The sequence below is a fragment of the Streptomyces sp. OR43 genome, from assembly GCF_008042275.1.
Classification (GTDB): domain Bacteria; phylum Actinomycetota; class Actinomycetes; order Streptomycetales; family Streptomycetaceae; genus Streptomyces.
On record NZ_RDBK01000043.1, the window covers coordinates 234,012 to 259,114 of the forward strand.

Below are 25,103 nucleotides of genomic sequence, written 5' to 3' on the forward strand. Positions count from 1 at the left end.
ACTACAGGCCCTCGCCGCGGCAGCTAAGAAGAAGCAGCCCGAAACGCATGATGCGAAGAGACTAACCGAGGGGCGCCCGAGACGTCCGTGCCGTATCAGTATGCGGGATCGGGCGCCGGTAACGGGTGAACAGTGAGGGATCACTCTATTTCGTCAATCCTGGTGGCAACCAGTGACATCACAATCACGCACTGCCACAGTCGTGTGTATGCAGCCTCGATCTCAGCACGAACACCGTCCTGTCTTCTGCACCATCGTGCCGCCCCACGTCCTCGACAAGCTGTCGCAGTCCGACGACCCCGTCCTCGCGGGCCCGGCCCGCCGCACCCTGGAGGCCGACGCCGCCCGGCGCACCCGGCGCCAGGTCACCACCGTCGTCCGGCCCACCATCAACCCGGCGCCGGAGGACGACCGCTCCGGCAAACCCGACCGCACGCTCTACGACTGCCGCCACGGCACGGATCTGCCCGGCACGAAGGTCCGTGCCGAGGGCGAGGACCCCACGTCCGACGCCAGCGTCAACCGCGCCTACGCGGGTCTCGGTGCCACCTTCGACCTGCTGCTCAGCGCCTACGGCCGCCGTTCGATCGACGGCAACGGACTGCCGCTGATCGGTTCCGTGCACTACGACGAGAAGTACAACAACGCCTTCTTCGACGGCGAGCAGATGGTCTTCGGTGACGGGGACGGCGAGATCTTCCTCGACTTCACCGTCGCCATCGACGTCATCGCCCACGAACTGGCGCACGGGCTGACCCAGTACACGGCCAACCTGAACTACTACGGCCAGTCCGGCGCGCTCAACGAGTCCGTCTCCGACGTGTTCGGCTCCCTGGTCAAGCAGTACTCGCTCGGCCAGACCGCCGGGCAGGCCGACTGGCTGATCGGCGCCGGGCTGCTGGCGCCCCGCGTCCAGGGCGTGGCGCTGCGCTCGATGAAGGCGCCCGGTACCGCGTACGACGACGATGTGCTCGGCAAGGACCCGCAGCCCGCCTCGATGGACGACTACATCCACACGGGCGACGACAACGGCGGGGTCCACCTCAACTCCGGCATCCCCAACCGCGCGTTCTACCTGCTGGCCACCGCGCTCGGCGGCAGTTCCTGGGAGCGGGCGGGCCAGCTCTGGTTCGATGTGCTCACCGGTGGTGAACTGGCGGTGGACGCGGACTTCGCGTCCTTCGCCCGTCTGACCGTGGCGGCGGCCCGCAGCCGCTTCGGCGAGGGCGACGAGGTCGAGGCGGTCCTCAAGGCCTGGTCGGAGGTGGGTGTGCCGACCGCGTAGCCGGCCGGGCCCGTCGAGGAAGGGACACCGCATGCGGATCCAGGTGAGTAGGACCGGCGGCTTCGCCGGTATCGCGCGCCATCGCGAGATCGACACCTCGGGACGGGCCGACGCCGACGAGTGGGAGGCCCTGGCCGCATCGGCGCTCTCCGGCGGCCGGGAGGCTTCCGCGACGGGCGTCCCGGACGGCTTCAGTTACCGGATCACGGTCGACGGCCGCACCGTGCACTGCGCGGACCCGCGGCTGACCGACGCCCAGCGCGCCCTGGTCTCACGCGTCCTGAAGGAGGGCGCGTGAGACCACGGGCGTACGTCTGACTGGTCTCGGGGCGGCCAGGCCGCCCGGGGCCCGGGGCGGCCAGGCCGCCGACGGCGTCAGAACCCCAGCTTGCGCAGCTGCTTGGGATCGCGCTGCCAGTCCTTGGCGACCTTCACGTGCAGGTCGAGGAAGACCGGGGTGCCCAGCAGAGCCTCGATGTGCTTGCGCGACTTCGTGCCGACTTCCTTCAGCCGCTTGCCCTTCGGGCCGATGATGATGCCCTTCTGGCTGGGCCGCTCGATGTAGACGTTGGCGTGGATGTCCAGCAGCGGCTTGTCCGCCGGGCGGTCCTCGCGCGGCAGCATCTCCTCGACGACGACCGCGATGGAGTGCGGCAGCTCGTCCCGTACGCCTTCGAGCGCGGCCTCGCGGATCAGTTCCGCGACCATGACCATCTCGGGCTCGTCGGTGAGGTCGCCCTCCGGGTAGAGCGGCGGGCTCTCCGGGAGCAGCGGGGCGATCAGGTCGGCCAGCAGGCCGACCTGGTCGTCCTTGACCGCCGAGACCGGGATGATCTCCGCCCACTCGAAGCCGAGCTCCTCGCCGAGGCGGGAGACGGCCAGCAGCTGTTCGGCGAGCTGCTTGGACTCGACCAGGTCGGACTTGGTGATGATCGCGATCTTGGGCGTCTTCTTGATGCCCGCGAGTTCCTTGACGATGTACTTGTCGCCGGGGCCGAGCTTCTGGTCGGCGGGCAGGCAGAAGCCGATGACGTCGACCTCGGCCCAGGTGGTGCGTACGACGTCGTTGAGACGCTCGCCCAGCAGGGTGCGCGGCTTGTGGAGGCCGGGGGTGTCGACCAGGATCAGCTGTGCGTCCGGCCGGTGCACGATGCCGCGCACGGTGTGCCGGGTCGTCTGGGGCCGGTTGGACGTGATCGCCACCTTCTGGCCGACCAGAGCGTTCGTAAGGGTGGACTTGCCCGCGTTGGGACGGCCCACGAAGCAGGCGAAACCGGCCCGGTGGGGGGCGGTGTTCTCAGCCTGCTGCGCAGCAGCTTCTGGGTTAGGTCGAGCGCTCATGGCGCCCATTGTCCCCGATCCCGGCGGCCGCGGGGCACCAAGGCGCCCGCCGCGGCCACCGGACCCGTCTCTCAGGCCGTGCGGCGGCGCTTGCGGCGTGACCGGATCCACAGCGCCGCGCCCCCGGCCAGCGCCGCCAGCAGCACTCCGGCGACCAGCCAGGGCAGGGCGAAGTACGACACGGAGGCGGACTCACGCGTGTCGCGGGCGCTCGCGGTCAGCTTGATCTCGCCCCACTCCACCTGCGGCGCGCCCGCCCACTCCTCGGTGAGCCGGACCTCCTGGCGGGGCAGCAGCTCGGAGGGGATGCGCTTGAGGTCGCGGGCCAGCAGGGTGCGGCCGAAGAGGCCCTCGGCCTTGAGGGCGACCTCGGGGCTGAGGGTGACGTTGCCGCGGTTGTGGAGCGTGTACGAGATGACGGCCCGGGACTTGCCCGTGCCCGGGACCAGGGGCGCGGTGTGCTCGACCTCGACGTCCTCGACGGAGAGCGCGGGCATCGTCGGGCCGTTGACCCGGAGATAGATCCGGGCGCCGACCGCCTTCTGGATGCCGACGGCGACGGCGCCCGCGTCGGTGGGGTCGATGCGCTCGTCGAGGGCGACGAGCGCGCCGGGGTGGTCGCCCGGTTCGGCGTCCTCGGGAACCCTGATGGTGACGGGCACGGTGAGGGAGCCGTGCGGTTTCACGGTGACGCGGTCGCGCCCGGCCTTGGCCCAGGCGCCGACGGAGCGCTGCTTCTCGCTTGGCGTCCGGACGGCGAATCCGCCGTCGCGTGCGGTGTTGTACGCGTCGGCGGCGTACAGCCGGAACGTCAGCGGTTCACCGGTCTTGTTGGTGACGGTGACCTTGTCGGTGAGGGTCGCGCCGGGGTCGGCGGAGAGGTAGAAGTACGGCCTCGTGCCCGCGTCGGCGGTGGCGGGGAAGACCGACCAGCTGCCGTTGTCGGCGGCGCCGGCCGTGGGCGCGCCGAGCGGGAGGAGGACTCCGGCCAGCAGGGTCGACAGGAGAACGGAGAGTTTGCGCACGGTGCGGGCTCCCAGGTGCACGCTCGGGCGGGGTGGGCCGGAGAACGGAGAGTTTGCGCACGGTGCGGGCTCCCAGGTGCACGCTCGGGCGGGGTGGGCCCCCCAGCAGTTGTCACCCCTCCCGTCCCCGCACCGCCCGCCCCGGACCGGCTCTCCGGCCGGGCCCGGCTGGTGCTCCTCGTTCTGTGCGCCGCGCAGTTCATGGTGTCGCTCGACTTCTCCGTACTGAACGTGGCGCTGCCCGTCCTCGGTGACGACCTCGGCCTGAGCCGGTCGGGTCTCCAGTGGGCGATCACCGCGTTCGCCCTGCCGTCCGGCGGCTTCCTGCTGCTCTTCGGCCGGATCGCGGACCTCTACGGCCGCCGTCGGCTCTTCCTCACCGGACTCGTGGTCTTCGGCGCCGCCTCGCTGCTCGCCACCTTCGCCTGGAACCCGGCCGCCTTCCTCACCGGGCGGGCCCTCCAGGGACTCGGTGCGGCGGCCATCGTGCCCACCGGCATGTCCCTGCTCACCACCACGTTCCCTGAAGGGCCGCAGCGGGACCGGGCGCTCGGTATCAGCGGCACCCTGCTCTCCCTCGGGTTCACCGTCGGCATGGTGGCCGGCGGCACCCTCACCGACACCCTCGGCTGGCGCTCCACGATGGGGCTGCTGACCCTGGCCGCGGTGGCCGTCCTCGCGGCGGCGCCCGCGCTGCTCACCGAGTCCCGGACGCCCGACCGGCCGCGGCTGGACGTACCCGGCGCCGTGACCGTCACCGGTGGGCTCCTGGCCCTGATCTACGCCCTGTCCACCGCGGCCGAACACGGCTTCGGCCGCGTGGACGTGCAGGCCTCGCTGGCTGCCGGGGCCGTCCTGCTCGCCGCCTTCGTGGCCGTCGAGTCCCGGGCGGCAGCCCCGCTGGTCTCGCTGCCGATGCTCCGCCGGCGCACGGTCGCCTTCGGCAACCTGGGCGGGCTGCTCACCTTCTCGATGATGAGCACCATCGTCTTCGTCCTGACCCTGTACCTCCAGGAGGTCCTGGATCTGTCGGCCTTCGGGACCGGGCTGGTCTTCGGCGTACAGGGCGTCGCCTCGGTGGTGGCGGGTGTGTACGCCCCGAAGGTCATCGGCCGGTTCGGTGCCCGGCGCACCCTGGCCGTCTCCCTGCTGGGCCAGGGGCTGTTCATCGCGGCCCTGCTCGGGCTCGGTACGGATTCGGGCGTCTGGCTGGCCACGGTCGCGGTCTCGCTCGCCAGCATGTGCCACCTCGGCGCGATCATCGCGTACGGCCTCACCGTCACGTCGGGGGTGCCGAACGCGGAGCAGGGCCTGGCGACGGGGCTGGTCACCACGACCCAGCAGGTCGGGCTCACGATCGGGATCCCGCTGCTCGGCGTACTGGCGACGACCCAGGGCTCGCTGTTCGACGGCGTACGGACCGTGGTCGCGGTGGCCGCCGGGCTGCTGGTCGTCGCGGCGGGCGTGGTGGCGGCAGGGCTGAGGCGGTCCTAGGGGATGCCGGTCGCCGGACGGCACGCTGCCTCGTAGGCGGCCGTCAGTTCCGCCAGCACGCCGTCCGTGCGGGCCGGCGCCCCGGTCAGATGGGTGGCCCGGAGTTCTGCCATGAAGCGTTCCCACATCGGAGGGCCTCCGGCGGCCAGCAGTTCGGCCCGCACCGTGAGCTCCGGCGCCGTGTCCAGCCAGCGGGCGCCCCAGGCGCCGAGCTGGGCCATCACCGGGACGAGCTGAACGGCCGCTTCGGTGAGGTGGTACGCGACCTTCTGCCGGTGGCTCGGGTCGTCGTCGCGGGTGAGCAGCCCCGCCTCGACGAGTTTCGCCAGCCGGTTGGCCAGGATGTTGGACGCGATGCCTTCCATGGAGGCGTTGAGCAGCTCCCGGAAGTGGGTGAGGCCGCCGAACATGATGTCGCGCAGCACGATCAGGCTCCAGCGGTCCCCGAGGAGCTCGACCGTCATGTTGATCGGGCAGCCGGACCGGCCCGGCGACACGGGCAGCTTTCCCACGGGAACTGGTTGCAACATGGGAGCAGTCTAGATAGCTTGAGAACCGGTTGCAGATCGCAACCGGAAGGGGATCCGATGAAACAGCTGGTCCGCGTCCAGAACTTCTGTGTCTCCCGGGACGGCTACGGCGCCGGGGAGGGGCAGACGCTCGAGCGCCCCTTCGGCAGCGCCGACCCCGGTGCGCTCGTCTCCTGGGCCGGTGCCACCGCCCACTGGCCCAACCGGACCGACCCCGGGGGCACCCTCGGCCTGGACGACTACTTCACCCGCGACTTCTCGAACAACATCGGCGCCGAGATCATGGGCCGCAACAAGTTCGGCCCGCAGCGCGGCCCGTGGGAGAACCACGACTGGCAGGGCTGGTGGGGCGAGGAGCCCCCGTTCCACACCCCGGTGTTCGTCCTCACCCACCACGAACGCCCGTCGTTCACGCTCGGGGAGACCACGTTCCACTTCCTCGACGCGTCCCCGAAGGACGCCCTCGACCGGGCCTTCGAGGCCGCCGAGGGCAAGGACGTACGCATCGGCGGCGGTGTCGCCACGGTCCGGGAGTTCCTCGCCGCCGACCTCATCGACTCGCTGCACGTCGCCGTCGCCCCGCTCGACATCGGTGCGGGCGAACGGCTGTGGGAGAGCCCCGAGGAGCTGACCGGCCGTTTCCACCTGGAGAAGGTCCCGAGCCCGGGCAGCGACGTGGTGCACCACCTGCTCTGGCGGAAGTGAGAGAGCCGGCCCCGGCCTACGACCGGTCCAGCCGCAGCCGCTCCGCCCGCGGCAGCTTCGCCACCACGAGGTCGTAGCTGTCCTCGATCAGCTCGCGCAGCTTCGCGTCCGGCAGGCCGGACACCGTCACGGTGTTCCAGTGCCGCTTGTTCATGTGCCACCCCGGCGCCACGGCCTCGTACTCCTCCCGGAGCCGCACCGCGTCGTCGGGGTCGCACTTGAGGTTCACCGTCAGCGGCCGGGCGTCCAGCGCGGTCAGCGCGAACATCTTGCCGAGCACCTTGAAGACGGAGGTCTCCGGCCCGAACGGGAACTCCTCCACGCTCGCGTTGAACCCCAGGCAGAACGCCCTGAGCTGCTTCGGTGTCATGCCGTCGCCTCCTCCTCGGGAGCCAGCGGCTCCACCAGCACCGTGACGATCTTGTTCCGTCGGCCCGCGGGCGACTCCGCGGTCAGCCGCAGCCGGCGTCCGTCGGGAAGCGCGACCTCGGACGAGGCGCCCGCGATCGGCACCCGCCCCAGTGCCTTCGCGAGCAGTCCGCCGACGGTCTCCACGTCCTCGTCGTCGTACTCGTCGAGGCCGAACAGCTCACCGAGGTCGCCGATGTCCAGCCGGGCGGTCACCCGGAAGCAGCCGTCGACCAGCGGCTCGACCGGCGGGAGCTCCCGGTCGTACTCGTCGGTGATCTCGCCGACGATCTCCTCCAGGATGTCCTCGATGGTGACGATGCCCGCCGTGCCGCCGTACTCGTCGATCACGACGGCGACGTGGCTGCGGTCCTGCTGCATCTCCCGCAGCAGGTCACCGGCGTTCTTCGTGTCGGGCACGAACGCCGCCGGGCGCATCGCCGTGGAGACCAGATCAGCCTCCGAGTCCCGGTTGATGTGCGTCTTGCGGACCAGGTCCTTGAGGTAGACGATCCCGACGATGTCGTCCTCGTTCTCCCCGGTGACGGGGATCCGCGAGAAACCGGAACGCAGCGCCAGGGTCAGCGCCTGCCGGATCGTCTTGTAGCGCTCGATGCAGACCAGGTCGGTGCGCGGCACCATGACCTCGCGCACGAGCGTGTCGCCGAGCTCGAAGACGGAGTGCACCATGCGGCGCTCCTCGTCCTCGATCAGCGACTCCTGCTCGGCGAGGTCGACCATTGCGCGCAGTTCGGCCTCACTGGCGAACGGCCCCTTGCGGAACCCCTTGCCCGGCGTCAGCGCGTTGCCGATGAGGATCAGCAGCTGCGGGATCGGCCCCATGATCCTGGCGAGCGGCAGCAGCACGTACGCCGCCGCGGTGGCCGTGTTCAGCGGGTGCTGACGGCCGATGGTGCGCGGCGAGACACCGATGGCGACGTACGAGACGAGGACCATCACGCCCATGGCGACGGCCAGCGCCTGCCAGGTCTCCGGGAACTCCTTGAGACAGGCGTACGTGACGAGCACCCCGGCCGCCATCTCGCAGGCGACCCGCACCAGCAGGGCGACGTTGAGATAGCGCGTCGGATCGGACGCGACCTGTTCCAGCTTGTCGCTGCCGCGCCGCCCCGAGCGGACCGCCTCAGCGGCCCGGAAGCTCGACGTGCGCGCGATCCCGGCCTCGGCGCAGGCCGCCAGCCAGCCGACGACGACGAGCAGGACGACCGCGAAGACGAGCGGCAGGCTCACGAGACGGTGGGGGCGGGGGACGGGCCGGTGAGCCCGTGCTCGCCGCGCCAGCCGTCCACGATGGCCGCCTGGAGGCCGAACATCTCGGCCTTCTCGTCGGGCTCCTCGTGGTCGTAGCCGAGCAGGTGCAGCACCCCGTGGACCGTGAGGAGCTGGAGCTCCTCGTCCATGGAGTGCTGCGTCTCGGCGTCCTCGCCCTGCTTCTTGGCGACCTCGGGGCAGAGCACGATGTCACCGAGGAGTCCCTGCGGGGGCTCCTCGTCGTCCTTGGCCGGCGGACGCAGTTCGTCCATCGGGAAGGACATCACGTCCGTCGGGCCCGGCAGGTCCATCCACTGGATGTGGAGCTGTTCCATGGCGGCGGTGTCCACCACGATCACCGAGAGCTCGGAGAGCGGGTGGATCCTCATCCGCGCGAGCGCGTAGCGGGCGATGTCGAGGATCGCCTGCTCGTCGACCTCGGTTCCGGACTCGTTGTTGACGTCGATCGACATGGTGCGCTGCTACTGCTTCCCGTTGCGGCGGCCCCGGCCCTTGCCGGCCTGGCCGTCCTGGTCGCCCTGGCTGTCGTACTTCTCGTACGCGTCGACGATACGGCCGACCAGCTTGTGCCGGACGACATCCTGGGACGTGAGCCGGGAGAAGTGCACGTCGTCGATGCCTTCGAGGATGTCCTGCACCTGGCGCAGACCGCTCTTGGTGCCGGTCGGCAGGTCGACCTGGGTGACGTCGCCGGTGACGACGATCTTCGAGTCGAAGCCGAGCCGGGTCAGGAACATCTTCATCTGCTCGGCGCTGGTGTTCTGCGCCTCGTCCAGGATGATGAAGGCGTCGTTGAGGGTCCGGCCGCGCATGTACGCCAGCGGCGCGACCTCGATCGTGCCCGCCGCCATCAGCCGCGGGATCGAGTCCGGGTCGAGCATGTCGTGCAGGGCGTCGTAGAGCGGGCGCAGATACGGGTCGATCTTGTCGAAGAGCGTGCCGGGCAGGAAGCCGAGCCGCTCACCGGCCTCGACCGCGGGGCGGGTCAGGATGATCCGGCTGACCTGCTTGGACTGCAGGGCCTGGACCGCCTTGGCCATGGCGAGGTACGTCTTGCCGGTACCGGCGGGACCGATGCCGAAGACGATGGTGTGCTTGTCGATCGCGTCGACGTACCGCTTCTGGTTGAGCGTTTTGGGGCGGATCGTGCGGCCGCGGCTGGAGAGGATGTTCTGCGTGAGCACCTCGGCCGGGGTCTCGGTGCCGTCCGCCTTGCCGTTCTCGGTGGCCTTGAGCATCGCGATCGACCGTTCCACAGCGTCCTCCGTCATCGGCTGCCCGGTGCGGAGCACCAGCACCATCTCGTCGAACAGGCGCTGGATCAGGGCGATGTCCGCCGTGGTGCCCGTCGCGCTTATGTCATTGCCCCGGACGTGGATATCGGCCGCCGGGAACGCCGCTTCGATCACGCGCAGCAGCGAGTCGCCCGCTCCCAGGAGCATCACCATGGGGTGAGCGGCCGGAATGCTGATGTGGGCACGCGCCTGCGGCTGTGTGGGTGTCTGAGTCATGGGCCGGCCCTCGGGCCTGCACATACCTCCCGTTGCGGGGTTCTCGCTGCTCGAAAACCTCAGGTGTACCCAGCCTACGACTTGGTACGGACAACACCAGGGGTTTTACCTGCCGGGCGCAGCCGGCCGGTCACGGACGGAAGCCGATCGTCGGGACGGCCCGGCGCAGCGGCCAGGGGCGGGCGGCGGCGGGGAGCAGGTCCTGGAGGAAGGCGTACCGCTGGAGTGCGGCCGGGTCCTGACCGGTGAGGGTGCGGATCCGCTGCCACCATGCGGCGATCTCCGCCCAGCCGGGGGCCGAGAGCGAGCCGCCGAACTCCTGGACGGAGAGGGCTGCGGTGAGGCCCGCGAAGGCCAGGCGGTCGGCGAGGGGCCAGTTGGCGAGGGTTCCGGTGACGAAGCCGGCGACGAAGACGTCGCCCGCACCGGTCGGGTCCAGCGCCTCGACGGCGATCGCGGGGACCTCGGCGGTGGTCCCGGTGGCCGAGTCGACCGCGTACGCGCCCTGGGCGCCGAGCGTGACGACGGCGAGCGGGACCCGTTCGGCGAGGGCGTGTGCGGCGGCGCGGGGGCAGTCGGTGCGGGTGTAGCGCATGGCCTCCTCGGCGTTGGGGAGGAAGGCCTGGCAGTGCTCCAGGTCGGTCAGGCCGTCGAGGTCCCAGCGGCCGGTCTCGTCCCAGCCGACGTCGGCGAAGACGAGGGCGCCCCGGCGGGCCGCCGTGGCCACCCAGGGTTCGCTGCGGCCGGGCGTGAGCGAGGCGATGGCAGCGCGGGACCGGGGGCCCGCCCCGGTCCCGCGCTGCCATCGCCTCGCTCACGCCCGGCCGCAGCGAACCCTGGGTGGCCACGGCGGCCCGCCGGGGCGCCCTCGTCTTCGCCGACGTCGGCTGGGACGAGACCGGCCGCTGGGACCTCGACGGCCTGACCGACCTGGAGCACTGCCAGGCCTTCCTCCCCAACGCCGAGGAGGCCATGCGCTACACCCGCACCGACTGCCCCCGCGCCGCCGCACACGCCCTCGCCGAACGGGTCCCGCTCGCCTTCGTACGCCATCGAGACGGTCACCGGGGAATGCCAGCCGCGCACGGTGTGCGAGAGGGACAGGTCGATGCCCTCGCCCTGTTCGAGCGCGTCCCAGCAGTACTCGCCGTAGTGGTCGTCGCCGAACGCCGCGGCCAGTGAGGTGTGCAGGCCCAGGCGGGCGAGCGCGGTGGCCATGTTGGCGACCCCACCGGGGCTGGATCCCATGCCACGGGCCCAGGACTCGGTGCCGCGCACCGGGGCGCTGTCGAGGCCGGTGAAGATGATGTCGAGGAAGACCGTGCCGGTGAGGAAGACGTCGCAGTCGGGGTCCTGCGGGGCACGCAGCCCGTCCAGCGGGTCGATGTCCGGCATCTCAGCGCTCACCTTGCACTCCCCGGTCGTGGCGGTTGCGGCCAGTGTGCCCGATTCCCGGCCGTGGGTGCGGGGCCCGCGCCGGTGCCTGCGCCGGGTCCGCGCCCACACGGCTGACCTGCATAAACATGCGCTGTTACCCGCATAGAAACACGGCAAACGCATAAGTGACTCAGATCACAGCGAGGCGACTTTCGGTCGGCCCGGAGCACTTGATACAAATTGGCCCGCGACCACCGTTGGCGACATGACCGACGAGTGTGCCGATTCCCCGCATTTCACGCATTCCGCCTTACCCCCTCTGTCTTTCTCTCCGCCTCTTCTGGCATGTCTTCAGGAACGCCCATGTCCTCGCGCCCTCGCGCCGCGTGGCCTCTGGTTGCCGTGTTCACCGCCGGTTACCTCGCCGCCTATCTGCTCCCCACCATCGTGGGACGGCTCTCCGTCTATCTGGGTCTCAGCACGGCCGAGGCCGGGCTGGTCGGCAGTGCCCTGCTGCTGAGTTCGGCCTCCGCCGGCTTCAGCCTGGCGGGCCGCGTCGAGACGTACGGGCCGCGCAGACCGGCGCGGGCCGGACTGGTGCTGGCCGTGCTGGGGTACGGCTGCGCCGCGCTCGCGGGTTCCGTGCCGCTGGTGGTCCTGGGCGCCGTGGTCGGCGGCTTCGGTTCCGGTACGGCGACGGCGGTGGCCGCGGCGGGCATCGCCGCCCAGCGCGATCCGCACCGGACGTCGTCCCTGGGCCTGCTGAGCGTCTCGGCGACCGCGGGCGCCCTGTATCTGACGATCCCGCACCTGGGCGGCGGCCACCGGCTGCCGTTCGCGTCGATCGCCCTGGTCGCGCTGCTCGTCTGGCCGGCCACCTCCCGGCTCGGCAGCCCGGTTCCGGCCGGTCCGGCCGTCCCCGCGTCGGGACGGCTGCCGCACCGCCGCTCGGGCCTGGTGCTGGCGGGCGGCATGCTCGTCTGGTCGATGGCCCAGAACGCGCTGTGGGGCGTCAGCAGCCGTATCGGCGTGGACCAGGTCGGGCTCTCCGAAGTCACCATCGGCGCGGTGTTCGCGGCCGCGCTCGGCGCCGGTCTGCTCGGCGTGATGGGCGCCGGGGTGCTGGGCGCCCGGCTCGGGCGGGCGGTCCCGATCGGGCTGGGCACCGTGATCATCGCGGCGAGCATCGTGCTCAGCTCGTCCGCCGGGGACCTCGGTTCGTTCGCGACCGGCGAGATCCTGTGGAACACCGTCTACCCGGTGGTCCTGTCGTATCTGATCGGGCTGGCCGCGTCCCTGGACGTGCGCGGCCGCTGGGCGGTCCTGGCGGGCTCGGCCTCGTCGGTCGGCGTGGCCTGCGGTCCGGTGCTCGGCAGTGTGCTGTCCGAGGGGGCCGGCTTCCCGGTCATGGGCATGGTCCTGGGCGCCGTGACCCTGCTCGTCGCGGTCCCGGTGACGGCGGTGGCCCTGCACACCGGTGGCCGTCCGCTGGTGCCCGGTTCGGTGCGCCGCAGGGGCGGCGCTCCGGCGGCCCTGCTCGCGGTCACCACCGGCGCGGTGCCCGGGGCGGTGCCGAAGCTGGGCGCGCCCGAGCAGGCCGTCACGGAGATCAGCCTGCCCGCGCTGCGCCGTCGGCGCCTGGTCAGGAGTGCGTTCCGGACGGCCGGCCCGTCGGGCGGCGGTCAGTCGAACGCGTACGCCTCGACCTCCGAGAGGTAGCGCGCCCTGCGCTCCTCGTCGTGGTCGAGGAAGGCCGCCTCGAAGGAGTTGCGGGCCAGGGTGCGCAGCTGCTCGCGCTCCAGGCCGAGCGCCTCGTGGACGGCGTGGAAGGTGTCCCCGACGTACCCGCCGAAGTAGGCGGGGTCGTCGGAGTTCACCGTGCAGAGCAGCCCGGCGTCCATCATGGCCCGCAGCGGGTGCTCCTCCAGGGTGTCGATGGCGCGGAGCCGTACGTTGGACAGCGGGCAGAGGGTGAGCGGCACCCGGTCGGCGACCAGCCGTTTCACCAGCTCCGGGTCCTCCATGCAGCGCAGTCCGTGGTCGATGCGCTCCACACCGAGCACGTCGAGCGCCTCGGTGATGTACGCGGGCGGGCCCTCCTCGCCGGCGTGGGCGACCTTGCGCAGTCCGAGCGCCTCGGCCGCCGCGTACACCTCGCGGAACTTGGCGGGCGGGTGGCCGACCTCGGCGGAGTCCAGTCCGACGGCGCTGATCCGGTGCAGATACGGCTTCGCGGCCTCCAGCGTCTCCAGTGCGGAGTCGGCTGACCGGTCGCGCAGGAAGCACATGATCAGCTGGGTGGAGATGCCGTGCTTCTCCTCGCTGCGCTCCAGCGCCCGGCCGAGTCCCTCGACGACGGTGCCGATGGCCACGCCGCGGGCGGTGTGCGCCTGCGGGTCGAAGAAGATCTCCGCGTGGCGTACGCCCTGGGCGGCGGCGCGGGCGAGATAGGCGTCGGCGAGTGCGGTGAAGTCGTCCTCGGTCCGCAGCACCGCCATCAGCGCGTAGTACAGGTTGAGGAAGGTCTGCAGATCGTCGAAGAGGTAGGCGGTGCGCAGCTCCTCGGTGTCCGCGTAGGGCAGTTGTACGCCGTTGCGTGCGGCGAGCGCGAAGGCCAGTTCGGGTTCCAGGGTTCCTTCGATGTGGAGGTGGAGTTCGGCTTTGGGGAGGTGCACGGGTCTTCTCACTTACGCAGGATGGTGCTGTGACGTGTTACGGGTGACGGCTCGGTACCGGGACCCGCGTCAGGTCCTGGGCGACGGTCAGTTCGCCCTCGAACCCGGCGGCTCTGGCCTGGGCCCCGAAGGCCTCCGGGTCCGGGTAGCGCTGGGAGAAGTGCGTGAGCACGAGGTGCCGTACGCCCGCCTCCCGCGCGGCCCGGGCCGCCTGGCCGGCGGTCAGGTGGCCGTGGTCGGTGGCCAGTCTCTCGTCCTCGTCGAGGAAGGTCGACTCGATGACCAGCATGTCGCACCCCTCGGCGAGCGCGTACACGCCGTCGCACAGCCTGGTGTCCATGATGAACGCGAACCGCTGTCCGCGCCTGCGTTCGGACACGTCGTCGAGGGTGACGCCGTCGAGGGCGCCCTCGCGCTGGAGCCGGCCGACGTCCGGTCCGGCGATGCCGTGCTCGGCGAGCTTCGCGGGCAGCATGCGCCGCCCGTCGGGCTCGACCAGCCGGTAGCCGTACGACTCGACGGGGTGCGAGAGCTTGTGGCTGCTGAGCGTGTACGTGTCCGTGGTGGCCAGCGGCCCGTCGGCGGCGACCGGCGCCTCGGTCAGCTCGACGGACTCACGGTAGGCGGTGGCGTACCGGAGCCGGTCGAAGAAGTGCTGCCCGCTCGCCGGATAGTGGGCGGTGACGGGGTGCGGGACCTGGTCGAGGTTGATCCGCTGGATCACCCCGGCCAGGCCCAGCGAGTGGTCGCCGTGGAAGTGCGTGACGCAGATCCGGTCGATGTCGTGCGCGGCGACGCCGGCCCGCAGCATCTGCCGCTGGGTGCCCTCACCGGGGTCGAAGAGGATGCCCTCGCCGTCCCAGCGCAGCAGGTAGCCGTTGTGGTTGCGGTGCCGGGTCGGGACCTGGCTGGCGGTACCGAGGACGACGAGTTCGCGTACGGACACGGGTGCGGCTGCTTCGTTCCGGTCCTAGCCGGGGGGCCACTCGAGGCCCCGGCCGGCCAGGACGTGGGCGTGGGCGTGGAAGACGGTCTGCCCGGCTCCGGCACCGGTGTTGAACACGACCCGGTACCCGGTCTCCCCGGCCTTCTCGTCGGCGGCGACCTGTCCCGCCTCGCGCACCACGTCGGCGAGGATCTGCGGCTCGGCGGCGGCGAGCGACGCGGCGTCGGGGTGGTGGACGCGCGGGATGACGAGGACGTGGGTGGGGGCCTGGGGGTTGATGTCGCGGAAGGCGACGGTGGTGTCGGTCTCCCTGACGATGGTGGCCGGGATCTCACCCGAGACGATCTTGCAGAACAGGCAGTCGGGCTGCGGTTCTCCTGCCATGGGGTGCGCTCCTCTGTCTCGGTGATCCGTTACGGGGGCAGCCTATCGGGGGCGCTGCCGATTCAGCCCCGCCGGCGTTCGAGGCGCGGGGTTCCGGGAGTCCGGGGGTCCGGGGGTGCTGTCCCCGGACTCCCGGACCCTCAATCGCCGGCGGGGCTTGAACGTCACTCCGGCAGCGGCGGCGCCGTCTTCGCCGGTGTCCGCGTCAGCGACTCCAGGGCGATCCGGATCGCCTCGTCCAGTTGCGGGTCCCGGCCCGCCGCATGGTCCTGCGGCGCCATGACGACCTCGACGTCGGGGTCGACGCCGTGGTTCTCGACGCCCCAGCCGTAGCCCTCCAGCCAGAACGCGTACTTGGGCTGGGTGACCAGCGTGCCGTCGACGAGCCGGTACCGGCTGTCGATGCCCACCACGCCGCCCCAGGTGCGTACGCCGACCACGGGACCGATGTTCAGCGCCTTGATCGCCGCGTTCACGATGTCGCCGTCCGAGCCGGAGAACTCGTTGGCGACGGCCACGACGGGGCCGCGCGGCGCGTCGCCCGGGTAGCTGGAGGGCCGCATGCCGCGGGGCAGGTCCCAGCCGACGATGCGGCGGGCCAGCTTCTCCACCACCAGCTGCGACGTGTGGCCGCCGCGGTTCTCCCGTACGTCCACGACGAGGCCCTCGCGGGCGACCTCGGTCCGCAGGTCGCGGTGGATCTGCGCCCAGCCCGAGCCGACCATGTCGGGCACATGGAGGTAGCCGAGGCGGCCGCCGGACTGCTCGTGCACATGGGCGCGCCGGCCGGCGACCCAGTCGTGGTAGCGCAGCGCCTCCTCGTCGGCGATCGGCACGACGACGACGTGGCGCGGGTCGCCGCCGTCGACCGGGGAGACGGTCAGCTCGACGGGCTTGCCGGCCGAGCCGGTGAGCAGCGGCGCGGGGCCGGTGAGCGGGTCGACGGGGTGGCCGTCGACGGCCGTGATCGCGTCACCCGCGCGGACGGCGACACCGGGTGCGGCGAGCGGGGCCCGGGCGGCGGGGTCGGAGGTCTCGGACGGCAGGATGCGGTCGATCCGCCACTTCCCGTCGTCGGCGCGGGAGAGGTCGGCGCCGAGCAGCCCCTGCCGGGCCGAGTCGTCGCGCCAGCCGCCGGGCGGGGTCACATAGGCGTGCGAGGTGCCGAGTTCGCCCTGGACCTCCCACAGGAGGTCGATGAGGTCGTCGTGGGTGGCGACGCGCTCCAGGGCGGGCCGGTAGCGGTCCAGGACGCCGTCCCAGTCGATGCCGGCCATGTCGGGGCGCCAGAAGTTGTCCCGCATGATGCGGCCGGCCTCGTCGTACATCTGGCGCCATTCGGCGGCCGGGTCGAGGGTACGGCGGACGCGGGAGAGGTCGACGGTGACGTTGCTGTCGTCGCCGTCGTCGTCGGAGCCGCCGGACACACGGCTGTCGGACGGGACGACGCGCAGTTTGCCGTGGCTGTGCAGGACCAGGCGCTTGCCGTCGCCGCTGACTGCGAACCGGCTGACGTCGGAGGCGAGTTCCTCGCAGCGCAGCTTCTCCAGGTCGTACCGCTCCAGGGCCGTCTCGGGGCCGTGGGCGTCGGGTGTGGCGGCGCTCGTGCCGAGCACTCCGGTCACCGGGTGGCGCAGCCACAGCAGCCCGTCCTTCGCGGCCCGCAGCGAGGAGTAGCTGGCGGCCTCGACGGGCAGCGGCACGATCCGGTCGGCGAGGCCGTCCAGGTCGATGCGGGTGACGGGGAGCGCCGTGGGGTTGTCCTCTCCGTCACCGCCCTTCTCCTTCTCGGTCGGGCGGCCGTGGAGCTGCGGTCCGAACGGGGAAGGGGTGGTCGCGGCGAGCGTCAGCAGGTGCGGCCGGCAGGCGCCGATGAACGCCATGTCGAAGACATGGGTGTCGTAGACCGGGTCGAAGGCCCGCTCGGAGAGGAAGGCCAGGTGCTTGCCGTCCGTGGTGAAGGCGGGTGCGAAGTCGCGGAAGCGCAGCGGGGTCGCCTCGGACACCGACAGGTCGGCGAGGTGCGCGAGCTTGAGCTGGCTGAGCGGTTCGGGGCCGGGGTGCGACCAGGCGAGCCAGGCGGAGTCCGGCGAGAAGACGAGGCCGGACGCGTCGCCGTGCTCGCTGCGGTCGACCTCGTGGACCTCGCCGCTCTCCCGCTCGACGACGAGGACGCGCCCGTCGTGCGCGGCGACGGCGAAACGGCTGCCGTCGGGTGCGGGGACCAGGTCGAGGACCCGGCCGAGCCGGCCGGCGGCGAGGCGGCGCGGTACGCCGCCGGGGCTGGTGCCGGTGGCGGGCGCGCACTCCAGCGCGTCATCGCCCTCCGCGTCGGTGACCCAGACGACGTGCTGGTCGCCGTCGGCCTGGAAGGCGTGCGGCAGCCTGGCCCGTACGCCGGGTTCGACGGCCAGCGCGCGGGCCGGGCCCTCGCGGTGGGTGACCCAGTGGACAGCGCCCCGGGACCCGACGGCGCTGCCGCGGCCGGTGCGGTCGGGCGACGCGGTGTGCAGATGGCTGCCGGCGTGCACGGGGTGCGGCTGGAGGTCCGCGCGCTGGCCGCCGAGCCGGATGTCGAGGCGGCGGGGCTCGTCGCTCTCCAGGCCGTCCAGGAGCCACAGTTCACCGGCGGACGCGTAGGCGACGCGGGTTCCGTCGGTGGTGGCGTGCCGGGCGTAGAAGCCTTCGACGCCGGTGTGCCGGCGCAGGCCGGTGCCGTCGGGGAGTGAGGAGTACAGCGCGCCGACGCCTTCGTGGTCGGAGAGGAAGGCGATGCGGTCACCGACCCACATCGGGCACTCGATGTTCCCGTCGAGCTCCGCGTGAACGCGTACGAACTCCGCCGGGTCGCCCTCCGCCGCGATCCACAGCTTGCCGGCCGTACCGCCCCGGTAGCGCTTCCAGGTGGCGGCCTCGCGCCCCATCGTGGCCGAGAGCAGCAGGACCCGGCCGCCGGGACCGTACGCGAGGGAGCCGACCGGTCCGTACGGCAGGGTCCGTGCGGGACCGCCGTCGACCGGGACGGCGCGGGCCCATGAGCGCCGGAGCGAGACCTGGCCCTGGGTGCTGGTGACCAGCACGTCACCGTCGGGCGTCCAGCCCCGTACGGCGGTGCGCGCGTCGCCCCAGTGGGTCAGCCGCCGGGAGGGGCCGCCGTCGGCGGGGGCGAGATGCACCTCGGGGGCCCCGTCCCGCGTGGACGTCCAGGCGACGAGGGTGCCGTCGGGAGATATCCGGGGCTGGGTGACGGGACGGTTGTCGGCGCTGACACGCCAGGCGCGGCCGCCGTCGAGCGGCGCGAGCCAGACATCGTCCTCGGCGGTGAAGGCGATCGAGTCGCCCTGGACATGGGGGTACCGGAGGTAGGAAGGCTGTGTCACGACGATCAGCCTAGGCCGCGGCTGTGGCCTGCGGAACGAAGTTGGCCGGAGTACGCCGCACGGTCGGTGTCCGGCACACGCGAAGGGCCCGTCAAGAGGCGGGCGGCGACGCCCGGTTGCCCGGCGGGCGTGCTCATTTGCCGCGGGGCTGTTCGGTGACCGTGACGGTCACGGTCACCGTGGGCCGGGCCCCTCCCCCGCCGCCCTTGCCGTCGCCCGGCGCGGGAGTCGAGGGCGGCGCGTCGCAGTTGCCGAGCAGGCTGGCGCGGAACACCGTCCGGCCGTCGGCCTTCGCGGTCAGGTCGCCCCGCACGCACCGGCCGTCGACCGCGTGCCGGACCTCGCCGGCGACGGTGACGTCATGGCCGTCCTTGGTCCGGCCGCTGCAGTCGACGTCGGCAACGCGGCGCGTGGAGGCGGTGGCCGAACCCGCCCGCGCCGACGACGCCTTCGCGTCGCCTCCGTCGGCCTTCGCCCTGCACGTCAGCCACTGCACGTCGACGCCTTCGTGCTCCAGGGCACGGGTGGCGGTGCGGTCCGTGGTCACGGCGATCGACGCGGTGTTCAGCCCGTCCGCGGGTTCGCAGGCGGTGAGCCCCGCGACGGCGGTGACCGCGAGGCAGACCACGGCCGGAAAGCGACGGGCCGCCCGGCGACCCCATGCCCTTGATGTCCCCATAAGGGCAGCTTCCCACCACTGCTCGCGCGGCGGTAGACCGCTTGCGGCCACAACCGCCCCGGAGCGACGGGCCTATGACCAGCGGCCCGTGCGCCCCAGCAGCAGCGCTGTCGCCGCGGTGCCCGCCGTCGAGGTGCGCAGGACGGTCGGTCCGAGCCGGCAGGTGCGGGCGCCGGCGGCGGTGAAGACGGCCAACTCGTCGGGCGACACGCCTCCTTCGGGGCCTACGACCAGCACGATCTCGCCCTTCTCGGGCAACGCGACGGTGGCCAGCGGCTCGCTGTCGTAGTCCTGGTCCTCGTGCAGCACGGCCGCGAAGTCGGCCGTGGCCAGAAACGCGGCAACCTGCTTGGTCGTCAGCGCGTCCGCCACCTCCGGGAAGCGGACCCGGCGCGACTGCTTGCCGGCCTCGCGGACCGTACTGCGCCACTTCGCCAGGGACTTGAGACCGCGGTCGCCCTTCCACTGGGTGATGCAGCGCGCGGCCTGCCACGGCACGATCGCGTCGACGCCGGTCTCCGTCATCGTCTCGACGGCGAGTTCGCCGCGGTCGCCCTTGGGCAGCGCCTGGACGACGGTGATGCGGACGTCGGGACGGGGCTCCTCGTGGACGGACTCCAGATCGGTGATCACCAGCCGGTCCTTGCCCTCTGCGGCCATCACGACGCCCTCCGCCCAGTGCCCCTGGCCGTCCGTCAGGACGACGTCCTCGCCGGCGCGCAGGCGTTTCACCGAGACGGCGTGCCGGCCCTCGGGGCCCTCCAGGACGAACCCGGGCCCCTGCGGCATCCGGTCGACGACGAAGACGGGTGCCGTCACTGTGTGCTCCTCGTGCTCAGTGCCGTCCGTGCGGCGTCCAGTTCCTCGGCGAGCAGCCTGACCAGCCGGCCCGCGGGCAGTTCACGTGCCATCCGGTGCCCCTGCCCCGCCCACAGTGCCATGCCCTGCGCGTCCCCGGCCTTGGCCGCCGCCTTGCGCAGCGCGGACGTCAGATGGTGGACCTGCGGGTAGGCGGCGGGGGCGTACGGTCCGTGCTCGCGCACGAAGCGGTTGACCAGGCCGCGGGCCGGGCGGCCCGAGAAGGCCCGGGTCAGGGTGGTGCGGACGAACAGCGGGTTGGTCAGGGCCTGCTTGTGCAGCAGATGGGCGCCCGACTCGGGGCAGACCAGGAAGGCCGTGCCGAGCTGCGCGGCATCGGCGCCCGCCGCCAGGACCGCGGCGATCTGGGAGCCGCGCATCAGGCCGCCCGCGGCGATGACCGGGATCTGCACGGTCTCGCGGACCTGGGCCACCAGACAGAGCAGCCCGGTGCCCGTGCCGTCGGCCTGCGGGTCGTCGCGGAACGTGGACTGGTGGCCGCCCGCCTCGACGCCCTGGGCGCAGACGGCGTCGGCGCCCGCCCACTGGGCGGCCTGGGCCTCCTCGGGCGAGGTGACCGTGACGACGGTGTACGTGCCCGCAGCGGCGAACGCGTCGAGGGTGTCGCGGGAGGGGCAGCCGAAGGTGAAGGAGACGACCGGGACCGGGTCCTCCAGCAGGATGGCGAGCTTGGCCTCGTAGCCGTCGTCGCCGCAGCCGTCGGTGTCACCGAGCGGGGTCTCGTACCAGGAGGTCTCGCCCGCGAGCTGGTGCCGGTACACCTCGATGGCGCCCGGGTCGGCGAGGTTCGGCTGCGGCATGAAGAGGTTGACGCCGAAGGGCTGGCCGGTGAGCCCGCGCATCTGCTTGATCTCGTTGTACATGCCGTCCGCGGTCTTGTACCCGGCGGCCAGGAAGCCGAGCCCGCCGGCCTCGGCGACGGCCGCGACGAGCTGCGGACAGGAGGGTCCGCCCGCCATCGGGGCCTGCACGATCGGAAACCGGCAGAGATCGGTCAACGCGGATGACATGACCGCATCGTGTCATGTCGCCCCTGCCCCGTGATGCGCACCCCGCTGCAACGATTTGTCCGCAATGCGGTACGGACTTCCCCGCACGATGCGCCACGGATCCGTCCACAACGCCGTACGGGCCCGGAAACCGGGCCCGTACGCCGTCGTCGCGTGGATCTAACGGCCGTTGAACGCGTCCTTCAGCCGCGAGAACAGGCCCTGCTGCCCGGGCTGGAACTGCCCGGTGGGCCGCTCCTCGCCGCGCAGCTTCGCCAGCTCGCGCAGCAGGCGCTCCTGCTCCGGGTCCATCTTGGTCGGGGTCATCACCTCGACGTGCACGATGAGGTCGCCGCGACCGCCGCCGCGCAGGTGCGTGATGCCCCGCCCGTGCAGCGGGACGGACTGGCCGGACTGGGTGCCCGGCCGGATGTCGACCTCCTCCAGTCCGTCGAGCGTCTCCAGCGGCACCTTGGTACCGAGGGCCGCCGCCGTCATGGGGATGGTGACCGTGCAGTGCAGATCGTCGCCGCGCCGCTGGAACACGGCGTGCGGCAGCTCGTGGATCTCGACGTAGAGATCGCCGGCGGGGCCGCCGCCGGGGCCGACCTCGCCCTCGCCCGCGAGCTGGATGCGGGTGCCGTTGTCGACACCGGCGGGGATCTTCACGGTGAGCGTGCGCCGCGAGCGGATGCGGCCGTCACCGGCGCACTCCGGGCACGGGGTCGGCACGACCGTACCGAAGCCCTGGCACTGCGGGCAGGGCCGCGAGGTCATGACCTGGCCGAGGAACGACCGGGTGACCTGGGAGACCTCGCCGCGGCCGCGGCACATGTCACAGGTCTGGGCGGAGGTGCCGGGTGCGGCACCCTCGCCACTACAGGTCGTACAGACGACGGCCGTGTCGACCTGGATGTCCTTGGTCGTGCCGAAGGCCGACTCGGAGAGGTCGATCTCCAGCCGGATCATGGCGTCCTGGCCGCGGCGGGTGCGCGAACGGGGTCCGCGCTGCGACGCCGTACCGAAGAAGGCGTCCATGATGTCGGAGAAGTTGCCGAAGCCGCCCTGTCCGAATCCGCCCGCGCCACCGCCTCCGGAGGCGGACAGCGGGTCGCCGCCGAGGTCGTAGACCTGCTTCTTCTGAGCGTCCGACAACACCTCGTAAGCGGCGTTGATCTCCTTGAACCGCTCCTGGGTCTTCGGATCGGGGTTCACATCCGGATGCAGCTCGCGGGCGAGCCTCCGGAAGGCCTTCTTGATCTCGTCCTGCGAAGCGTCGCGGCGCACGCCGAGTACGGCGTAGTAGTCCGTGGCCACTTACGACTCCGCCAGGATCTGTCCGACGTAACGTGCCACTGCGCGTACCGCTCCCATCGTTCCGGGGTAGTCCATGCGGGTCGGTCCGACCACGCCGAGTTTGGCGACTGCCTCGTCGCCCGAACCGTAGCCGACCGCGACGACGGACGTGGAGTTGAGCCCTTCGTGGGCGTTCTCGTGCCCGATACGTACGGTCATGCCCGAGTCCTTGGCCTCACCGAGCAGCTTCAGCAGCACCACCTGCTCCTCCAATGCCTCCAGCACCGGCCGGATCATCACAGGGAAGTCGTGCCCGAAACGGGTGAGGTTGGAGGTGCCGCCGATCATCAGCCGCTCCTCCGTCTCCTCGACGAGGCATTCGAGGAGGATCGAGAGCACGGTGGACACGGTTCCCCGGTCCTCGCTCTCGAAGGATTCCGGCAGGTCCTGCACCAGCTGCGGGACGTCCGCGAAACGGCGTCCCACGACCCGGCTGTTGAGCCGGGCCCGCAGATCGGCGAGAGAGGTCTCGCCGAACGGCGCGGGGCAGTCGACCAGCCGCTGTTCGACCCGGCCGGTGTCCGTGATCAGCACGAGCATCAGCCGGGCGGGGGCCAGGGACAGCAGTTCCACGTGCCGCACCGTCGAGCGGGTCAGCGAGGGGTACTGCACGACGGCGACCTGCCGGGTCAGCTGCGCGAGCAGCCGTACGGTCCGACCCACGACATCGTCGAGGTCGACCGCGCCGTCGAGGAAATTCTGAATGGCACGGCGCTCCGGCGACGACAGGGGCTTGACGCCCGCGAGCCTGTCGACGAAGAGCCGGTAACCCTTGTCCGTCGGGATGCGTCCCGCGCTGGTGTGCGGCTGGGCGATGAAGCCCTCGTCCTCCAGCACCGCCATGTCGTTGCGGACGGTGGCCGGGGAGACCCCCAGCTTGTGCCGCTCCGTGAGCGCCTTGGAGCCGACGGGCTCCTCGGTTCCGACATAATCCTGGACGATGGCGCGCAGCACTTCGAGTCTGCGTTCGCTGAGCATCGCGCACACCTCCAGCTGTGTACCTCGGTGGTTCTCGGGCCGTTCCCGGGTCTGTCCCTGGCACTCTGTGCATACGAGTGCCAGCAATCCCCCGGCCAGTGTACGGCGACGGGGTGGCTCCCTAGCAAGGGCGACCGGCCACGCTACCGCGAGATCGCGCAGGTCGTTGCCGATAGCGTCGCCGCATGGACGCCTCTTGGGAAGAGTTCGGCTGGGAGCGACTCGGACACGGAATGGGCCGGCGACGCCTTCCGGTGTGGGATGCGACGGTCGCCCTGGTGGCGGGGACGGACGGCGTGCTGCTCTGCGACACCGGATCGTCACTCCGTGAAGCCGCCGAAGTACGCGCCCACGCCCAGGCCCTGCTGGGCCGCGGGGTGACGCATATCGCACTCAGCCACCCCCATTTCGATCACGTGCTGGGCGCGGCGGCCTTCGCCGGAGCGCAGGTGTACGGCGCTTCCGGCATGGCCGGACTGCTGCGGAACGGGGCGGACGAACTGCACGCCGACGCGGTGCGGCACGGCCTGCCCGAGCACGACGCGGCCGAGTCCGCCGACGCGCTGGTCGCGCCTCATCACGAGGTGCGCGCCGAGCGGACGCTCGACCTGGGCGGCGGGCGTGAGGTGCGGCTCGTGAACGCGGGGCCGGGGCACAGCGGCCACGATCTCGCGGTGCTGGTACCCGGCCTCTCCGGCTCGCCCGCGGTCGTGTTCTGCGGCGATCTGGTCGAGGAGTCCGGTGAGCCGCAGGCGGGCCCGGACGCGTTCCCCGCGCGCTGGCCGGCGGCGCTGGACCGGCTGCTGGCGCTGGGCGGCGAGGACGCGCTGTACGTGCCGGGACACGGGGCCGTGGTGGACGCCGCGTTCGTACGGGCCCAGCGCGATCAGCTGGCTGCCCGGTTCGGCGTGTCGTAGCCCGCTCCCCGCTTATCGTCGTCCGATGCGCAGCTACCAGCCGGACCTGACCCCGCCGTGGAAGAAGTCCGCCCCCGCTCCCGAGGTGCCCGCCGATCCCGATCTGGTCGTCGAGGAGGCCGTCACGGGCTTCTGCGGCGCGGTGATCCGGTGCGAGAAGACGGCCGAGGGCCCGACGGTGACCCTGGAGGACCGCTTCGGCAAGCACCGGGTCTTCCCGATGGCACCGCGCGGCTTCCTGCTGGAGGGCCGGGTCGTCACGCTGGTGCGCCCGTCGGCGGGCGGCCCGGCCCGGCCCGCCCGTACGGCCTCCGGCTCGCTGGCCGTGCCCGGCGCGCGGGCKCGGGTGGCGCGGGCCGGACGCATCTACGTGGAGGGCCGGCACGACGCCGAGCTGGTGGAGCGGGTCTGGGGCGACGACCTGCGCATCGAGGGCGTGGTCGTGGAGTACCTGGAGGGCATCGACGACCTGCCCGCGATCGTGCGCGAGTTCTCCCCGGGCCCGGACGCGCGGCTCGGGGTGCTGGTCGACCATCTCGTACCGGGTTCCAAGGAGTCCCGGATCGCGGCACAGATCTCGGACGGGAACGTCCTGGTGGTCGGCCACCCGTACATCGACGTGTGGGAGGCCGTGAAGCCGTCGTCCGTCGGCATCCCCGGCTGGCCGGTGGTGCCGCGCGGCCAGGACTGGAAGACGGGTGTGTGCCGGTCGCTGGGCTGGCCGGAGAACACGGGGGCGGCCTGGCAGCGGATCCTGTCCACGGTCCGCTCCTACCGGGACCTGGAACCGGAGCTGCTGGGCCGGGTGGAGGAACTGATCGACTTCGTGACGGCCCCGTCCACGTCCACCCCCTCCGGCGTTTGAGGAGCGGGCCCGGGGACGGAGTGCCCCACTTCCAGCCCCTCCGGCGTTTGAGGAGCGGGGTCCGGGGCGGAGCCCCGGTTACGGGG

General features: G+C 71.9%; 23 protein-coding genes and 1 pseudogene. 7 read left to right on the forward strand and 17 right to left on the reverse strand.

The window, feature by feature from the left end:
- Nucleotides 1-208 precede the first annotated feature (208 nt).
- Nucleotides 209-1,285 (forward strand): M4 family metallopeptidase, encoded by a 1,077-nt coding sequence (locus EAO72_RS19490; RefSeq protein ID WP_148018615.1) that lies wholly within the window; start codon nucleotides 209-211, stop codon nucleotides 1,283-1,285.
- A 31-nt stretch (nucleotides 1,286-1,316) separates the two neighbouring features.
- Entirely contained in the window at nucleotides 1,317-1,583 is a 267-nt protein-coding gene (locus EAO72_RS19495; protein ID WP_148018616.1) for a protealysin inhibitor emfourin, read from the forward strand.
- A 77-nt stretch (nucleotides 1,584-1,660) separates the two neighbouring features.
- On the opposite strand, the gene era is transcribed toward EAO72_RS19495, so the two are convergent.
- Nucleotides 1,661-2,635: a GTPase Era gene (era, locus tag EAO72_RS19500; RefSeq protein ID WP_187285138.1), complete on the reverse strand. Its 975-nt coding sequence runs from the start codon at nucleotides 2,633-2,635 to the stop codon at nucleotides 1,661-1,663.
- Between the two features lie 62 nt (nucleotides 2,636-2,697).
- Complete coding sequence (locus EAO72_RS19505; protein WP_148018618.1) at nucleotides 2,698-3,651, reverse strand: WxL protein peptidoglycan domain-containing protein; 954 nt, start codon at nucleotides 3,649-3,651, stop codon at nucleotides 2,698-2,700.
- 93 nt (nucleotides 3,652-3,744) lie between these two features.
- Between EAO72_RS19505 and EAO72_RS19510 the strand changes: the two genes are divergently transcribed.
- On the forward strand, nucleotides 3,745-5,145 hold the full coding sequence (locus tag EAO72_RS19510; protein WP_148018619.1) for an MFS transporter: 1,401 nt from the start codon (nucleotides 3,745-3,747) through the stop codon (nucleotides 5,143-5,145).
- On the opposite strand, the gene EAO72_RS19515 is transcribed toward EAO72_RS19510, so the two are convergent.
- Nucleotides 5,142-5,675, reverse strand: a complete 534-nt coding sequence (locus tag EAO72_RS19515; protein WP_148018620.1) for a winged helix-turn-helix transcriptional regulator — start codon at nucleotides 5,673-5,675, stop codon at nucleotides 5,142-5,144. The genes EAO72_RS19510 and EAO72_RS19515 overlap by 4 nt on opposite strands.
- A gap of 57 nt (nucleotides 5,676-5,732) precedes the next feature.
- Between EAO72_RS19515 and EAO72_RS19520 the strand changes: the two genes are divergently transcribed.
- A complete protein-coding gene (locus EAO72_RS19520; protein ID WP_148018621.1) occupies nucleotides 5,733-6,380 on the forward strand; it encodes a dihydrofolate reductase family protein in 648 nt (215 codons plus the stop codon).
- A 16-nt stretch (nucleotides 6,381-6,396) separates the two neighbouring features.
- On the opposite strand, the gene EAO72_RS19525 is transcribed toward EAO72_RS19520, so the two are convergent.
- The 5 genes and pseudogenes from EAO72_RS19525 to EAO72_RS19545 all read right to left on the reverse strand — a co-directional run bounded on the left by EAO72_RS19525 (nucleotide 6,397) and on the right by EAO72_RS19545 (nucleotide 10,987).
- Nucleotides 6,397-6,750: an MmcQ/YjbR family DNA-binding protein gene (locus EAO72_RS19525; RefSeq protein ID WP_148018622.1), complete on the reverse strand. Its 354-nt coding sequence runs from the start codon at nucleotides 6,748-6,750 to the stop codon at nucleotides 6,397-6,399.
- Nucleotides 6,747-8,039 carry a hemolysin family protein gene (locus EAO72_RS19530; RefSeq protein WP_148018623.1) on the reverse strand — a complete coding sequence of 431 codons (1,293 nt, stop codon included), beginning with the start codon at nucleotides 8,037-8,039 and terminating at the stop codon, nucleotides 6,747-6,749. Before EAO72_RS19530 ends, EAO72_RS19525 begins: the two co-directional genes overlap by 4 nt.
- Nucleotides 8,036-8,533, reverse strand: a complete 498-nt coding sequence (gene ybeY, locus EAO72_RS19535; RefSeq protein ID WP_148018624.1) for an rRNA maturation RNase YbeY — start codon at nucleotides 8,531-8,533, stop codon at nucleotides 8,036-8,038. Before ybeY ends, EAO72_RS19530 begins: the two co-directional genes overlap by 4 nt.
- Before the next feature lie 9 nt (nucleotides 8,534-8,542).
- Nucleotides 8,543-9,592, reverse strand: a complete 1,050-nt coding sequence (locus EAO72_RS19540; protein ID WP_148018625.1) for a PhoH family protein — start codon at nucleotides 9,590-9,592, stop codon at nucleotides 8,543-8,545.
- Between the two features lie 130 nt (nucleotides 9,593-9,722).
- Nucleotides 9,723-10,987 (reverse strand): annotated as a pseudogene (locus EAO72_RS19545) (carbohydrate kinase family protein).
- Between the two features lie 345 nt (nucleotides 10,988-11,332).
- Between EAO72_RS19545 and EAO72_RS19550 the strand changes: the two are divergent.
- The gene (locus EAO72_RS19550; RefSeq protein WP_148018626.1) at nucleotides 11,333-12,688 is read left to right on the forward strand and encodes an MFS transporter; all 1,356 of its coding nucleotides are present in this window, start codon (nucleotides 11,333-11,335) and stop codon (nucleotides 12,686-12,688) included.
- Here the strand turns inward: EAO72_RS19550 and EAO72_RS19555 are convergent.
- The 9 genes from EAO72_RS19555 to hrcA all read right to left on the reverse strand — a co-directional run bounded on the left by EAO72_RS19555 (nucleotide 12,652) and on the right by hrcA (nucleotide 23,235).
- Complete coding sequence (locus tag EAO72_RS19555; protein ID WP_148018627.1) at nucleotides 12,652-13,644, reverse strand: adenosine deaminase; 993 nt, start codon at nucleotides 13,642-13,644, stop codon at nucleotides 12,652-12,654. The genes EAO72_RS19550 and EAO72_RS19555 overlap by 37 nt on opposite strands.
- A gap of 37 nt (nucleotides 13,645-13,681) precedes the next feature.
- Nucleotides 13,682-14,590, reverse strand: coding sequence for a ribonuclease Z (locus EAO72_RS19560; RefSeq protein ID WP_148018628.1), 909 nt, complete (start codon nucleotides 14,588-14,590; stop codon nucleotides 13,682-13,684).
- Between the two features lie 24 nt (nucleotides 14,591-14,614).
- Nucleotides 14,615-14,974: a histidine triad nucleotide-binding protein gene (locus EAO72_RS19565; protein WP_148018629.1), complete on the reverse strand. Its 360-nt coding sequence runs from the start codon at nucleotides 14,972-14,974 to the stop codon at nucleotides 14,615-14,617.
- Between the two features lie 164 nt (nucleotides 14,975-15,138).
- Nucleotides 15,139-18,354: a S41 family peptidase gene (locus tag EAO72_RS19570; RefSeq protein WP_148018630.1), complete on the reverse strand. Its 3,216-nt coding sequence runs from the start codon at nucleotides 18,352-18,354 to the stop codon at nucleotides 15,139-15,141.
- A gap of 133 nt (nucleotides 18,355-18,487) precedes the next feature.
- Complete coding sequence (locus EAO72_RS19575) at nucleotides 18,488-18,982, reverse strand: hypothetical protein (protein ID WP_261991578.1); 495 nt, start codon at nucleotides 18,980-18,982, stop codon at nucleotides 18,488-18,490.
- A 123-nt stretch (nucleotides 18,983-19,105) separates the two neighbouring features.
- Nucleotides 19,106-19,852: a 16S rRNA (uracil(1498)-N(3))-methyltransferase gene (locus EAO72_RS19580; RefSeq protein ID WP_148018631.1), complete on the reverse strand. Its 747-nt coding sequence runs from the start codon at nucleotides 19,850-19,852 to the stop codon at nucleotides 19,106-19,108.
- Complete coding sequence (locus EAO72_RS19585; RefSeq protein WP_148018632.1) at nucleotides 19,849-20,922, reverse strand: nitronate monooxygenase; 1,074 nt, start codon at nucleotides 20,920-20,922, stop codon at nucleotides 19,849-19,851. Before EAO72_RS19585 ends, EAO72_RS19580 begins: the two co-directional genes overlap by 4 nt.
- 159 nt (nucleotides 20,923-21,081) lie before the next feature.
- Nucleotides 21,082-22,218 carry a molecular chaperone DnaJ gene (gene dnaJ, locus EAO72_RS19590; protein ID WP_148018633.1) on the reverse strand — a complete coding sequence of 379 codons (1,137 nt, stop codon included), beginning with the start codon at nucleotides 22,216-22,218 and terminating at the stop codon, nucleotides 21,082-21,084.
- On the reverse strand, nucleotides 22,219-23,235 hold the full coding sequence (hrcA, locus tag EAO72_RS19595; protein WP_148018634.1) for a heat-inducible transcriptional repressor HrcA: 1,017 nt from the start codon (nucleotides 23,233-23,235) through the stop codon (nucleotides 22,219-22,221).
- Between the two features lie 185 nt (nucleotides 23,236-23,420).
- Between hrcA and EAO72_RS19600 the strand changes: the two genes are divergently transcribed.
- The gene (locus tag EAO72_RS19600) at nucleotides 23,421-24,152 is read left to right on the forward strand and encodes an MBL fold metallo-hydrolase (RefSeq protein WP_148018635.1); all 732 of its coding nucleotides are present in this window, start codon (nucleotides 23,421-23,423) and stop codon (nucleotides 24,150-24,152) included.
- A gap of 25 nt (nucleotides 24,153-24,177) precedes the next feature.
- Nucleotides 24,178-25,017, forward strand: a complete 840-nt coding sequence (locus EAO72_RS19605) for a DUF3097 domain-containing protein (RefSeq protein WP_148018636.1) — start codon at nucleotides 24,178-24,180, stop codon at nucleotides 25,015-25,017.
- The last annotated feature ends 86 nt before the right edge of the window (nucleotides 25,018-25,103 follow it).